The organism is Streptomyces sp. NPDC053665, assembly GCF_055585285.1.
The window spans coordinates 547,611-560,438 of record NZ_JBVJKK010000003.1 but is presented as its reverse complement, the minus strand read 5'-3'; the positions used below and the strand labels follow the sequence as shown (position 1 = coordinate 560,438).

The window sequence follows — 12,828 nt, the reverse complement described above, 5'->3', positions numbered from 1 at the left end:
CGCTCCGATGACCGAGCATCATCACTTGCCGTCCGAACTCGATGTGCCCTCCGAGGCCCCCGACCGCAACCTCGCCCTGGAGCTGGTCCGGGTGACCGAGGCGGCGGCGATGGCCGCGGGCCGCTGGGTGGGACGCGGGGACAAGAACGGCGCCGACGGTGCCGCAGTGCGTGCCATGCGGACACTCGTCTCCACCGTCTCGATGAACGGCGTCGTCGTCATCGGTGAGGGCGAGAAGGACGAGGCGCCCATGCTGTTCAACGGCGAGCGCGTCGGGGACGGCACCGGGCCCGAGTGCGACATCGCCGTCGACCCGATCGACGGCACGACGCTGACCGCCAAGGGCATGACGAACGCGATCGCGGTGCTGGCCGCCGCCGAGCGCGGGTCGATGTTCGACCCGTCGGCCGTCTTCTACATGGACAAGCTCGTCACCGGGCCGGAGGCCGCCGACTTCGTCGACATCGACGCCCCGGTGTCGGTGAACATCCGCCGGGTCGCCAAGGCCAAGCGCTCCACGCCGGAGGACGTGACCGTCGTCATCCTGGACCGGCCGCGGCACGAGGGCATCATCAAGGAGATCCGCGACACCGGGGCGCGCATCAAGCTGATCTCCGACGGTGACGTGGCCGGCTCGATCCTGGCGCTGCGGGAGGGCACCGGGGTCGACCTGCTGCTCGGCATCGGCGGCACCCCCGAGGGCATCATCTCGGCGTGCGCCGTGAAGTGCCTCGGCGGCACCATCCAGGGCAAGCTGTGGCCCAAGGACGACGAGGAGCGGCAGCGGGCGATCGACGCGGGCCACGACCTCGACCGGGTGCTGACGACCGAGGACCTCGTCACCGGCGAGAACGTGTTCTTCGTGGCGACCGGCATCACGGACGGCGAGCTGCTGCGCGGGGTGCGCTACCGCGCCGAGACCGCGACGACCGACTCCATCGTGATGCGCTCGCGCTCGGGCACGGTCCGCAGGATCGATTCGGAGCACCGGCTGTCCAAGCTGCGCGCGTACAGCGCGATCGACTTCGACAAGGGCAAGTAGCGCCCGTCGGGCGGACAAGGCGAAGGGCGTCCCCGGTGCGGTGGGGACGCCCTTCTCCGTGGGCGTGCGGTCAGCCCGCCGCGGCTATCTGGTTCGCCGCGCGGGCCGTCTTCTTCAACTCCATGTCGCGGCGGCGGCGCCGGGCCAGGACCACGCGGCGCTCCGCGGCGGTCAGGCCGCCCCAGACGCCGTAGGGCTCGGGCTGGAGCAGGGCGTGCTCGCGGCATTCGACCATGACCGGACAGCGGGCGCAGACCCGCTTGGCCGCCTCCTCCCGGGACAGCCGGGCCGCGGTGGGCTCCTTGGAGGGGGCGAAGAACAGGCCGGCCTCGTCCCGCCGGCACACCGCCTCGGTGTGCCACGGGGCGTCCTGGTCCCTGTCTCGCGCTGGCACCCGCGGGGCCGGAACGGCAGCTACCTGCAGGGACGAATGCGGCGGTTGCAGCACGGTCTACTCCTGACGACGGCTTCGCGAGCGAGAGACGATGCAGCAAGGCCTACCCGCTGTACGCGCGCCTATGCACTGAGTTCCCAAGGGCTGCACGCGCCCCGTCCCGCGGGGCCGCGGACCGACCGCCGGCCGGGGCCGGCCGGACTCGTGCACCCGGCCGATTCGCGATCGTCAATGGCCCAGGTGCCTGCGCAAACCCTTGTCGACCTTGCGCTGCACCCGGTCCAGGATGTCCGCGACGAGCTTGCCGCGGCGGGGCCGCGCCTCGACGCTGCCCAGCACGGCCCACCCGTCGACGTAGACGATGGGGGCCTCCGGATCGCCCGAGTCGAGGGTGGCCACCTCGAAGCTGCCGAGGACGCCGCCGCCCATGCCGCGCAGCGACACGTTCTCCGGGACGCGGATGTCGACGCTACCGAAGACCGCCCACGACTTGATGACGACCTGCTGGTGGTCGTAGAGCGCCTCGCTCAGGTCGATCTCGACACTGCCGAAGATCGCGTACGCGTGGATCCGGCGGCCCGCGCGCCAGCGGCCCTTGCGGACCGCGCTGCTGAAGACCGCGACGACGTTGTCGTCCGGCTCGACCGGGATGGCGCCGGCCGTCGGCCGGTGGGGAGCCGCGGCGTGGGCCGCCCCGGGGCCCCGGCCGTGGGCCGCGGGCAGGTCCCGGACGAAGACCTCCAGCTCGCCCACCGTCTTGGCGCGCAGCACCCCCTCGACGCGCTCGGCGTGCTCGTCCGCCGTGAGGCGGCCCTCGGCCAGGGCGTCGTGCAGGAGGTCGGCGATGCGGTCGCGCTCGGCGTCGGAGGCGCGCAGCTCGGAGGCGGCGAGCGCGGCCTGCTGCCGGGTGTCCGGCTTCTGTAGGTCCTGCTTCTGAAGGTCCACGGCAGCAGCGTACCGAAACACGATAGATCGCGACACCCCCCGGGAGCGCGGCCGGTGTGACGAACTGAGCCTTACCTCACAAGCTCGCCGTCCGCGGCAGGTTCTACGCTGGTTGGCGCTCGCCGATGGAGGCGGGCCGCCGTCCATAGAGTGAGGAATGGGCTGAGATGCCTGAGTTCGCGTACACCGATCTGCTCCCCCAGGGAGAGGACACCACCCCCTACCGGCTGGTGACCTCCGAGGGCGTCTCGACGGTCGAGGGACCGGACGGGCGCACCTTCCTCCAGGTGGAGCCGGAGGCGCTGCGCAAGCTCGCCGAAGAGGCGATCCACGACATCCAGCACTACCTGCGCCCGGCCCACCTCGCGCAGCTGCGCCGCATCATCGACGACCCCGAGGCGTCGGGCAACGACAAGTTCGTGGCGCTGGACCTGCTGAAGAACGCCAACATCGCGGCGGCGGGCGTGCTGCCCATGTGCCAGGACACCGGCACGGCCATCGTCATGGGCAAGCGCGGACAGAACGTGCTGACCCAGGGCCGCGACGAGGAGGCCCTGAGCCGCGGCATCTACGACGCCTACCGGAACCTCAACCTGCGCTACTCGCAGATGGCTCCCCTCACCATGTGGGAGGAGAAGAACACCGGCTCCAACCTCCCCGCCCAGATCGAGCTGTACGCGACCGACGGCGGCGCCTACAAGTTCCTGTTCATGGCCAAGGGCGGCGGCTCGGCCAACAAGTCGTTCCTGTACCAGGAGACCAAGGCCGTCCTGAACGAGTCCTCCATGATGAAGTTCCTGGAGGAGAAGATCCGCTCGCTGGGCACGGCGGCCTGCCCGCCCTACCACCTGGCGATCGTGGTCGGCGGCACATCCGCCGAGTACGCCCTGAAGACCGCGAAGTACGCCTCCGCGCACTACCTGGACGAGATCCCCGCCGAGGGCTCCGAGCTCGGGCACGGCTTCCGCGACAAGGAGCTGGAGGAGAAGGTCTTCGAGCTGACGCAGAAGATCGGCATCGGCGCCCAGTTCGGCGGCAAGTACTTCTGCCACGACGTGCGCGTGGTGCGCCTGCCCCGGCACGGCGCGTCCTGCCCGGTGGCCATCGCGGTCTCCTGCTCCGCCGACCGCCAGGCCGTCGCCAAGATCACCGCCGAGGGCGTCTTCCTGGAGCAGCTGGAGACGGACCCGGCGCGGTTCCTGCCGGAGACCACCGACGAGCAGCTCGACGAGAGCGGCGACGTCGTGAGGATCGACCTGAACCAGCCGATGGAGACGATCCTCGCGGAGCTCACCAAGTACCCGGTGAAGACCCGCCTGTCCCTGACCGGCCCGCTGGTCGTGGCGCGCGACATCGCGCACGCCAAGATCAAGGAGCGGCTGGACGCGGGCGAGGAGATGCCGCAGTACCTGAAGGACCACCCGGTGTACTACGCCGGCCCCGCCAAGACCCCCGAGGGCTACGCGTCGGGCTCCTTCGGCCCGACCACGGCCGGCCGGATGGACTCCTACGTGGAGCAGTTCCAGGCGGCGGGCGGCTCCAAGGTGATGCTGGCCAAGGGCAACCGCAGCAAGCAGGTCACCGACGCGTGCCACACGCACGGCGGCTTCTACCTGGGCTCCATCGGCGGCCCGGCCGCACGCCTGGCCCAGGACTGCATCAAGAAGGTCGAGGTCGTCGAGTACGAGGAGCTCGGCATGGAGGCGGTCTGGAAGATCGAGGTCGAGGACTTCCCGGCGTTCATCGTCGTGGACGACAAGGGCAACGACTTCTTCCAGGACCCGGCCCCGGCGCCGACCTTCACCTCCATTCCGGTACGCGGTCCCGGACTCGCCTGACGCGGGCGGTGACGAATCGCCTCCACGGGGAACAGTGGTCGCGGCGCTGACGCTGTGACACGTGGAGGTGATCGTCGATGACCGACGAGCAGGACAGGACCGAGTACCGCACCGAGCACGACTCCATGGGCGAGGTGCGGGTGCCCGCGCACGCCAAGTGGCGGGCCCAGACCCAGCGGGCCGTGGAGAACTTCCCGGTCTCCGGGCAGCGCATCGAGCGCGCGCACATCGAGGCGCTGGCCCGCATCAAGGGCGCCGCGGCCAAGGTCAACGCGGAGCTGGGGGTCCTGGACGAGGACGTCGCGCAGGCGATCCAGGAGGCGGCCGGGGAGGTCGCCGAGGGCCGATGGGACGAGCACTTCCCGGTCGACGTGTTCCAGACCGGGTCGGGGACCTCGTCGAACATGAACACCAACGAGGTCATCGCCACGCTGGCGAGCGAGCGGCTGGGCCGCGGCGTGCACCCGAACGACCACGTGAACGCCTCCCAGTCGTCCAACGACGTCTTCCCCTCCTCGATCCACATCGCGGCCACCGCGGCCGTGACGCGTGACCTGGTCCCGGCGCTGGAGCACCTCGCCGCCGCCCTGGAGCGCAAGGCGGAGGAGTTCGCCGATGTCGTGAAGTCGGGCCGGACGCACCTGATGGACGCCACGCCCGTGACGCTCGGCCAGGAGTTCGGCGGGTACGCGACCCAGGTGCGCTACGGGGTCGAGCGGCTGCGGTCCTCCCTGCCCCGGCTCGCCGAACTGCCCCTCGGCGGTACGGCCGTCGGCACCGGCATCAACACCCCGCCCGGCTTCTCCGCCGCCGTCATCGAGGAGGTCGCCCGCACCACCGGGCTGCCCCTGACCGAGGCCCGCGACCACTTCGAGGCGCAGGGTGCCCGGGACGGCATCGTCGAGACCAGCGGCCAGCTGCGCACCATCGCGGTCGGCCTCACCAAGATCGCCAACGATCTGCGCTGGATGTCCTCCGGACCGCGCACCGGCCTCGCCGAGATCGCCCTGCCCGACCTCCAGCCCGGCTCCTCGATCATGCCCGGGAAGGTGAACCCGGTCATCCCCGAGGCCGTGCTGATGGTGTGCGCCCAGGTGATCGGGAACGACGCCACCGTCGCCACCGCGGGCGCCGCCGGCAACTTCGAGCTCAACGTGATGCTGCCGGTCATCGCGAAGAACGTGCTGGAGTCCGTCCGGCTGCTCGCCAACGTCTCGCGGCTGCTGGCCGACCGCACCGTGGACGGCATCACCGCGAACCGCGAACGGGCCCGTGAGTACGCCGAGTCCTCCCCCTCCGTCGTCACCCCGCTCAACAAGTACATCGGGTACGAGGAGGCCGCGAAGGTCGCCAAGAAGGCGCTGGCCGAACGGAGGACCATCCGTCAGGTCGTGCTCGACGGCGGCTACGTGGAGCGCGGCGACCTGACCGCGGAGCAGCTCGACGAGGCGCTGGACGTGCTGCGGATGACGCGGCCGTGACCGGAGCGGCGGGTGTACGCCCGGCGCGTGAACCGTGACACGCGCCGCAGCGTCGTATGCCTACGGCACCTAATATCTGTGCATGGCGGACGGTGATGCGATGAGACGCGTGGAATCGGGTGGTGCGGCGGGCTTCTGGGCGCCGGGGGACCGGATCCTGTGGCGGTACCGGGAGAACGCGGGTCCGCACGTCCACATCGCCCGCCCCGTCACGGTGGTGCGCGACGACGCCGACCTGCTCGCCGTGTGGCTGGCGCCCGGCACCGAGTGCGTCAAGCCCGTGCTCGCCGACGGCACGCCCGTCCACCTGGAGCCCCTGCGCACGCGCTACACCAAGCCCCGCACCGTGCTGCGCGACCGCTGGTTCGGCACGGGCGTGCTGAAGCTGGCCCGCCCCGGTGAGCCCTGGTCGGTGTGGCTGTTCTGGGAGCCGGGCTGGACGTTCAAGAACTGGTACGTGAACCTGGAGGAGCCGCTGACCCGTTGGGCGGGCGGCGTGGACTCGGAGGACCATTTTCTGGACATCTCCGTGCACCCGGACCGCAGTTGGCACTGGCGCGACGAGGACGAGTTCGCCCAGGCCCGGCGGGACGGCCTGATGGACGACCGGCAGGCCGAGCGGGTGCGCACGGCCGGTGAGGCCGCGGTGGATCTGATCCGCGCGTGGGGGCCGCCGTTCTCGGAAGGCTGGCAGCACTGGCGTCCGGACCCGTCCTGGCCGGTACCGTCACTGCCGGACGACTGGGATCGTACGCCCGCGCACGTGTCCTCATGAGACCCTTGATGCGCCCCCGGGCGGGAAACGTAGGATCGTCCTCCGCAAGAGCGCGGGTGACAACTACCGGAGCACGCGCTGAGCTTGACCGATCGTCACCGAGGGGCGGCAGGACGTGAGCGAGGGGTACGAGGGCGACACCGGCGGTACCTGGGCCGCGGGCCCCGCGAGCCGCGGGCGGCTCGCCGCCGGCACAGGAACCACCTCTGACCGCGCGGGAATTCCGTTCCTGGGGCACGTATTCCGGGTATCGGAGTTTCGGCGGGACCACCTGCACCTGTGGCGTGCAGCCCCGGACGGACGGATTCGACACGCGTGACGGAGCAGCCGACCTCCTTCGAACGCCCCCAGCCGGGCGTCGACCCCGCGGACCCCCGCGGGGCGCTCGTGCACACCCCGGCACCCGCGCACGCGCCCGGCGCGGGCACGTTACCGGTACAGGGCCGCCCCGGCGGCGACGTCACCGTTCCGGTCACGACGGCGCACCTGACGCCGGGCACGTCGGACCCGGGCACCTCCACGCCGTTCGGCAAGGGCAAGGACACCGTGAGCGACCCCGCCTCCGAGCACTCCCAGCCGGGTGCCGAGCAGACCGCCGAGCGCGACACCCCCCGGCCGCGACCCGCCCCCGAGGGCATCCCGCTCCAGCCGGCGGACGAGCAGGACCGGCCGCTTCCCGACGCCGGGTCGCAGGAGCGCCGCAGCGGCCAGACCCTGCCGCCCGGCCGCCCCACGCCGATGCGGCGGGACGGCGACCGGCTGCGGTTCGTCGGGGCCGCCACCCGGCGGATCGCCCGCGGCATCGACCTCGACGAGATCGTGATGGGGCTGTGCCGGGCCACCGTGCCCACCTTCTCCGACGCGATCCTGGTCTACCTGCGCGACCCGCTGCCCGTCGGTGACGAGCGGCCCACCGGTCCGCTGGTGCTGCGGCTGCGCCGCACCGACCGGATACCGGCGGAGCGCGACACCGAGAACGGCTTCCTGCCGGCCGCGCAGCCCGAGCCGAGCGAGCTGGACTCGGTCGGCGCCGAGCTGTGCGAGGTGCGGCCCGGCAGCGCGCTCGCCGAGGTGCTGCGCGGGGTGCGCCCGGTGTTCACCGAGGCGCCCGCCGCCCGCGCGGCCCTGCCGGAACTGCTCGGTGAGGGCGGGGAGTTCGCGCTGCCCGACGGACAGCGCGCGATCCTGGCCCCCCTGCGGGGCCGGCGGCGGGTGATCGGCGCGGCCCTGTTCCTGCGCCGCCCCGAACGCATCCCGTTCGAGCCGGACGACCTGCTGGTGGCCGCCCAGCTCGCCACGCACAGCGCCCTCGGCATCGACAAGGCGGTGCTGTACGGGCGCGAGGCGTACATCGCGGACGAGTTGCAGCGCACCATGCTGCCCGAGACGCTGCCCCGCCCGACGGGTGTGCGACTGGCCTCCCGCTACCTGCCGGCCGCGGAGACGGCCCGGGTCGGCGGCGACTGGTACGACGCGATCCCGCTGCCGGGCAGCCGTGTAGCGCTGGTCGTCGGCGACGTGATGGGCCACTCCATGACGTCGGCGGCGATCATGGGCCAGCTGCGCACGACGGCCCAGACCCTCGCCGGGCTGGACCTGCCGCCGCAGGAGGTCCTGCACCACCTCGACGAGCAGGCCCAGCGCCTGGGTGTGGACCGCATGGCGACCTGCCTGTACGCCGTCTACGACCCGGTCGCGCACCGCATCACCATCGCCAACGCCGGTCATCCGCCGCCCGTTCTGCTCCACCTGGGCGGCCGGGCGGAGGTGCTGCGCGTGCCCGCCGGAGCCCCGATCGGCGTCGGCGGTGTCGACTTCGAGGCCGTGGAGCTGGACGCGCCCGCCGGCGCGACCCTGCTGCTCTACACCGACGGCCTGGTGGAGTCCCGGCTGCGGGACGTGTGGACCGGCATCGAGCAGCTGCGCGAGAAGCTCGCCGCGGTCGCGCAGCTCACCGGGCCGGACCATCCGCCGCCCCTGGAGGCGCTGTGCGACGAGGTGCTCGACATGCTCGGCCCGGGCGACCGGGACGACGACATCGCGCTGCTCGCCGCCCGCTTCGACGGGATCGCGCCCAGTGACGTGGCCTACTGGTTCCTGGAGCCGGAGGACGCCGCCCCCGGCCGGGCCCGCCGCCTGGCCCGCCGGGCGTTGCAGCGCTGGGGCCTGGAGGAGCTGAGCGACTCGGTGGAGCTGCTGGTCAGCGAGGTCGTGACGAACGCCGTGCGGTACGCGTCCCGGCCGGTGACCCTGCGGCTGCTGCGTACGGACGTGCTGCGCTGCGAAGTGGGTGACGACGTCCCGCAGTTGCCGCGGTTGCGTCAGGCCCGCGCGACGGACGAGGGCGGGCGCGGCCTGTACCTGGTCAACCGGCTGGCCCGGCGCTGGGGCGCGACCCGGCTGAGCACCGGCAAGGTGGTCTGGTTCGAGCTGAACCGGGGCTGACCCGGGCACCCGCCCGTACGAACGCGCCGAAGGGCGCCCGGCCTGTGCCGGGCGCCCTTCGCCGTCCTGCTCGTCGTCGTCCTGCTCGTCGCCGCCCTACTCGTCGCCGCCCTACTCGTCGTCGTCCGGTCCGAGCGGCTCGAACGGGTCGCCGCCGTCGCCGGGCGGTGTCGTCGACGGGCTCGTGGGCGGGGTGGTCGTCGGTGCCGTGGTCGACGGGCTGGCGGGCGGCGAGCTGCTCGGCTTCTCGCTCGTCGGCGGCGGGGAGGACGACGGCTCCTCGGTCGTCGGCTCCTGCGTCGGTTCCTCGGTGGGCTCCTGCGTGGCCGAGGGTGTCCTCGTCGGCTCCACGGCCGCGCCCTGCAGCGTCTCGAGGTCGAACGCGGTCGTCTGCCGCATCACGCCGAAGGTGTACGCGGCCCAGATCTGCGCCGGGAAGCCGCCGCCGTTGACGCGGGGCTGCCCGCCGGCCTTGTACATGGGGACCTGCTTGTACGGGGGCTTGTCGTCCTCGCCGAACAGTCCCACGGACGTGACCAGGTTGGGCGTGTAGCCGGTGAACCAGGCCGACTTGTTGTTGTCGGAGGTGCCCGTCTTGCCCGCGACCTGCTGGCCGTTGCGCTGCGGGTTGTCCCGTACGGACTTCTGGGCGGTGCCGTCGTCGACGACGCCGGTGAGCACGGAGGTGACCGTGTCGGCGGCCTCGCGGCTGATGACCTGCTCACCGACCGGATCGGGCATCTTCACCGTCCGGCGCAGATGCTCGGCCGACTTCAGCACGGACGGGGTGACCTTCCTGCCGTGGTTGTCGAGGGTCGCGTAGACCCCGGCCATCTGCAGGGGGCTGGCGCCCATGCTGCCCAGGGTCTGGGCGGGCACGGGCTCCATGGTCTCGATCTCCATGCCGAGCTTGCCCGCGATCTCGACCACCTCGGGCATGCCGACGTCGACGCCCATCTGCGCGAAGACGGAGTTGACGGACTTGTTCATGGCCGTCTGCACCGTGATCGGGCCGTAGTTCGCGTCGTCCTCGTTCTCCGGCGCGAAGCCCACCTTGCTGCCGTCGCTGACCACCGGGCGCTTGCTCGTGCCGTCGTAGACGGTGTTCGCGGTGATCGGCTTGCCGTCCTGCGTCTTCGCGCCCTTCTCCAGGGCCGCGGCCAGGATGACCGGCTTGAACGTGGAGGCGGGCTGGTAGTCGGCGCGGGTGGCGTTGTTCACGTAGTGCTTGAAGTAGTCCTTGCCGCCGTACATGGCGACCACGGCGCCCGTCTTGGGGTTCACGGACACGGCACCGGCCTGGACGTCCGCGTCGACCTTGCGCTCGTCCGGGTCCAGCTTGCTGTTCAGCTGCTGCCGGACCGACTTCTCCAAGGCCGCCTGCTTCTTCTTGTCGATGTTCAGCGTGAGGGTCCAGCCGCCGGCGTTGACCAGCGCCTCGGCCTCCTTGGCGCTGTCGGCGGCGCCCTCGGCGACCAGCTGCTTCTCCAGGGCCGCGTTGGCCGCGTTGACCAGGTAGCCCTTCTGGCCCTCCATGCCCGGGGCGGGCTTCGGATCCTTCGGGACGGGGAAGGTCATGCCGTCGCGCTCGGAGCGGTCGAGCCAGCCCTCCTCGACCATGTTGTCCAGGACGTAGTTCCAGCGGGCCTTCACCAGCTTCCGGCCGGCCGGGGAGGCGACCGCCCAGTCGTACTGGCTGGGGGCCTGGAGCAGTGCGGCGAGGTAGGCGCCCTGCGCGACGGAGAGCTTCTCGGCGTCGGTGCGGTAGTAGGCCTGGGCGGCGGCCTGGATGCCGTAGGCGCCCCGGCCGTAGTAGCTGGTGTTGATGTACCCGGCGAGGATGTAGTCCTTGGACTTCTCGCGGTCCAGCTTCAGGGAGATGACCAGCTCCTTGAGCTTGCGGGAGACGGTCTGGTCCTGCGTCAGGTAGTAGTTCTTGACGTACTGCTGGGTGATCGTCGAGCCGCCCTGCGCGCCCCGTCCGGCCAGGGTGTTGAACAGGCCGCGGGCGGTGCCCCGGAAGTCGACGCCGGCGTCCTTGTAGAAGGTCTTGTTCTCGGCCGCCACGAAGGTCTGCCGCACGCCCTTGGGGACCCGGGACAGATCGACGTTCTCCCGGTTGACCTTGCCGTCGCGGGCCATGATCGTGCCGTCGCTGTACTTGTAGATGTTGCTCTGGCGCTTGGCGTCGGCGTTCCCCTCGGGGATGTCGATCACCATGTACAGCACGATGAAGGCCCCCATGCCGAGGAGGCACAGGCCGAGGAAGGTCCCGAGGATCTTCTTCCAGGTGAAGAGCCTGCGTATGCCGCTCTTGCCGGCCGCGTCCGACGAACGGCGGCGCCGGGGCGCCGCCCGGCGCCCACCGCGCTGTCGGGCGCGTCTCTCTTCCGCTCGTCCCATGGGTCCGATCCGCTCCGCTTCGTTCATGTGTGCGCGTGTGTCACACAGGTTCGCCGCTCAGGTCAGCTCAGAAAGCTAACACCGGGAGATATGAGATAGGGCTGCCGATCCGGCCCCAACCGGACGTGACAATCAGCACCCATCCCAACGGAACCGACGTACGAACCCTGTACGAGGTTGCCAGGAACGGTTAAAGTGATATCACTTAGCTAGACAGAAGCTATGCGGCCGCCGGCTGCTGGAGACGGCTTCTTCCGAGAACGGGGGTTCACCCATGCCCACCCACGACACCCAGGTCACGGCCGACGTGCCCGAGATGCCCGCGCCGCGCGTGCGGGAGTTCGCGGCCCACAGCATCGGCGGCGGGCTCGCCCTGCTGCTGGGACTGCTCGGGCTGCTCGCCGGCGCCGGGCTGATCGCCGCCGCCACGGCCGCGGGCTCCTCCGGCGCGAAGGCCGCACTGATCGTCGCCGGCATCCTGGTGGCGCTCGCCGCGTTCCTCGCCATGTGCGGGCTCAACATGGTCGCGCCGGGCGAGGCCCGGGTCGTGCAGCTCTTCGGCCGCTACCGGGGCACGATCCGCCAGGACGGTCTGCGGTGGGTGAACCCCTTCACCTCGCGCACCAAGATCTCCACGCGGGTGCGCAACCACGAGACCGCCGTGCTGAAGGTCAACGACGCCTACGGCAACCCGATCGAGCTCGCCGCCGTGGTGGTGTGGCGGGTCGAGGACACCGCCCAGGCCACGTTCGAGGTGGACGACTACGTCGAGTTCGTCTCCACCCAGACCGAGGCGGCCGTGCGGCACATCGCCATCGAGTACCCCTACGACGCCCACGAGGAGGACGGCCTCTCGCTGCGCGGCAACGCAGAGGAGATCACCGAGAAGCTCGCCGTCGAACTGCACGCGCGCGTGGAGGCGGCCGGCGTGCAGATCATCGAGTCCCGCTTCACCCACCTCGCCTACGCGCCCGAGATCGCCTCGGCGATGCTCCAGCGGCAGCAGGCCGGCGCGGTGGTCGCCGCCCGGCGGCAGATCGTCGACGGAGCCGTCGGAATGGTGGAGGCCGCGATCGCCCGCATCACCGAGCGGGACATCGTGGAGCTGGACTCCGAGCGCAAGGCGGCCATGGTGTCCAACCTCATGGTCGTGCTGTGCGGCGACCGCGCCGCCCAGCCGGTCCTCAACACCGGGTCCCTCTACCAGTGACCGTCCCCGACGAGAGCCCGGGTGCGCGCCGCCGGCCGCAGCAGCAGCGCAAGCAGGTGCTGCTGCGGCTGGACCCCGCGGTGTACGAGGCGCTGGCCCGGTGGGCCGGGGACGAGCTGCGGTCGGCCAACGCGCAGATCGAGTTCCTGCTGCGCAGGGCACTGGCCGAGGCGGGCCGGCTCCCCCGGGAGACCGGACCGCTGCCCCGGCGGGGGCGCCCACCGGGAAACCCGCCCGGCCCCCAGGGCGGACCGCCTGTTGCGGAACCGTGACAACAAGGCCCGACCTGCGCTCC

At 71.5% G+C, this 12,828-nt stretch carries 10 protein-coding genes; 7 read left to right on the top strand and 3 right to left on the bottom strand.

Annotated features, from left to right (window positions below; translation table 11 throughout):
• The first annotated feature begins 7 nt into the window (after positions 1–7).
• Positions 8–1,042, top strand: a complete 1,035-nt coding sequence (gene glpX, locus ACZ6ZN_RS15525; protein WP_333932393.1) for a class II fructose-bisphosphatase — start codon at positions 8–10, stop codon at positions 1,040–1,042.
• Positions 1,043–1,112: 70 nt separating this feature from the next.
• Here glpX and ACZ6ZN_RS15520 read toward each other — a convergent pair whose 3' ends face one another.
• Positions 1,113–1,490 carry a WhiB family transcriptional regulator gene (locus ACZ6ZN_RS15520; protein ID WP_369197122.1) on the bottom strand — a complete coding sequence of 126 codons (378 nt, stop codon included), beginning with the start codon at positions 1,488–1,490 and terminating at the stop codon, positions 1,113–1,115.
• 174 nt (positions 1,491–1,664) lie between these two features.
• On the bottom strand, positions 1,665–2,381 hold the full coding sequence (locus ACZ6ZN_RS15515; RefSeq protein ID WP_469646464.1) for a DUF1707 SHOCT-like domain-containing protein: 717 nt from the start codon (positions 2,379–2,381) through the stop codon (positions 1,665–1,667).
• 167 nt (positions 2,382–2,548) lie between these two features.
• On the opposite strand from ACZ6ZN_RS15515, the gene ACZ6ZN_RS15510 reads away from it, so the two are divergent.
• The 4 genes from ACZ6ZN_RS15510 (at position 2,549) to ACZ6ZN_RS15495 (ending at position 8,920) form a co-directional block, all read left to right on the top strand.
• A complete protein-coding gene (locus ACZ6ZN_RS15510; RefSeq protein ID WP_469646461.1) occupies positions 2,549–4,219 on the top strand; it encodes a fumarate hydratase in 1,671 nt (556 codons plus the stop codon).
• A 77-nt stretch (positions 4,220–4,296) separates the two neighbouring features.
• The gene (locus tag ACZ6ZN_RS15505; protein ID WP_469646458.1) at positions 4,297–5,700 is read left to right on the top strand and encodes a class II fumarate hydratase; all 1,404 of its coding nucleotides are present in this window, start codon (positions 4,297–4,299) and stop codon (positions 5,698–5,700) included.
• Between the two features lie 82 nt (positions 5,701–5,782).
• Positions 5,783–6,475 (top strand): cytidylyl-2-hydroxypropylphosphonate hydrolase, encoded by a 693-nt coding sequence (gene fomD, locus ACZ6ZN_RS15500; RefSeq protein ID WP_398106775.1) that lies wholly within the window; start codon positions 5,783–5,785, stop codon positions 6,473–6,475.
• 315 nt (positions 6,476–6,790) lie between these two features.
• Positions 6,791–8,920, top strand: coding sequence for a SpoIIE family protein phosphatase (locus ACZ6ZN_RS15495; protein ID WP_398106776.1), 2,130 nt, complete (start codon positions 6,791–6,793; stop codon positions 8,918–8,920).
• A gap of 111 nt (positions 8,921–9,031) precedes the next feature.
• On the opposite strand, the gene ACZ6ZN_RS15490 is transcribed toward ACZ6ZN_RS15495, so the two are convergent.
• The gene (locus ACZ6ZN_RS15490; RefSeq protein WP_451877730.1) at positions 9,032–11,323 is read right to left on the bottom strand and encodes a transglycosylase domain-containing protein; all 2,292 of its coding nucleotides are present in this window, start codon (positions 11,321–11,323) and stop codon (positions 9,032–9,034) included.
• A gap of 274 nt (positions 11,324–11,597) precedes the next feature.
• Here ACZ6ZN_RS15490 and ACZ6ZN_RS15485 point away from each other — a divergent pair, with 274 nt between their 5' ends.
• Positions 11,598–12,533 (top strand): SPFH domain-containing protein, encoded by a 936-nt coding sequence (locus ACZ6ZN_RS15485; protein WP_469646453.1) that lies wholly within the window; start codon positions 11,598–11,600, stop codon positions 12,531–12,533.
• Positions 12,530–12,805 carry a hypothetical protein gene (locus ACZ6ZN_RS15480; protein ID WP_398106779.1) on the top strand — a complete coding sequence of 92 codons (276 nt, stop codon included), beginning with the start codon at positions 12,530–12,532 and terminating at the stop codon, positions 12,803–12,805. The genes ACZ6ZN_RS15485 and ACZ6ZN_RS15480 overlap by 4 nt, the downstream gene beginning before the upstream one ends.
• Positions 12,806–12,828 lie beyond the last annotated feature (23 nt).

What these genes read in the sequence shown, in the direction of transcription:
- glpX (WP_333932393.1), top strand. Translation starts at nt 8, where the DNA reads ATGACCGAGCATCATCACTTGCCGTCCGAACTCGATGTGCCCTCCGAG.
- ACZ6ZN_RS15510 (WP_469646461.1), top strand. Translation starts at nt 2,549, where the DNA reads ATGCCTGAGTTCGCGTACACCGATCTGCTCCCCCAGGGAGAGGACACC.
- ACZ6ZN_RS15505 (WP_469646458.1), top strand. Translation starts at nt 4,297, where the DNA reads ATGACCGACGAGCAGGACAGGACCGAGTACCGCACCGAGCACGACTCC.
- fomD (WP_398106775.1), top strand. Translation starts at nt 5,783, where the DNA reads ATGGCGGACGGTGATGCGATGAGACGCGTGGAATCGGGTGGTGCGGCG.
- ACZ6ZN_RS15490 (WP_451877730.1), bottom strand. Translation starts at nt 11,323, where the DNA reads ATGGGACGAGCGGAAGAGAGACGCGCCCGACAGCGCGGTGGGCGCCGG.
- ACZ6ZN_RS15485 (WP_469646453.1), top strand. Translation starts at nt 11,598, where the DNA reads ATGCCCACCCACGACACCCAGGTCACGGCCGACGTGCCCGAGATGCCC.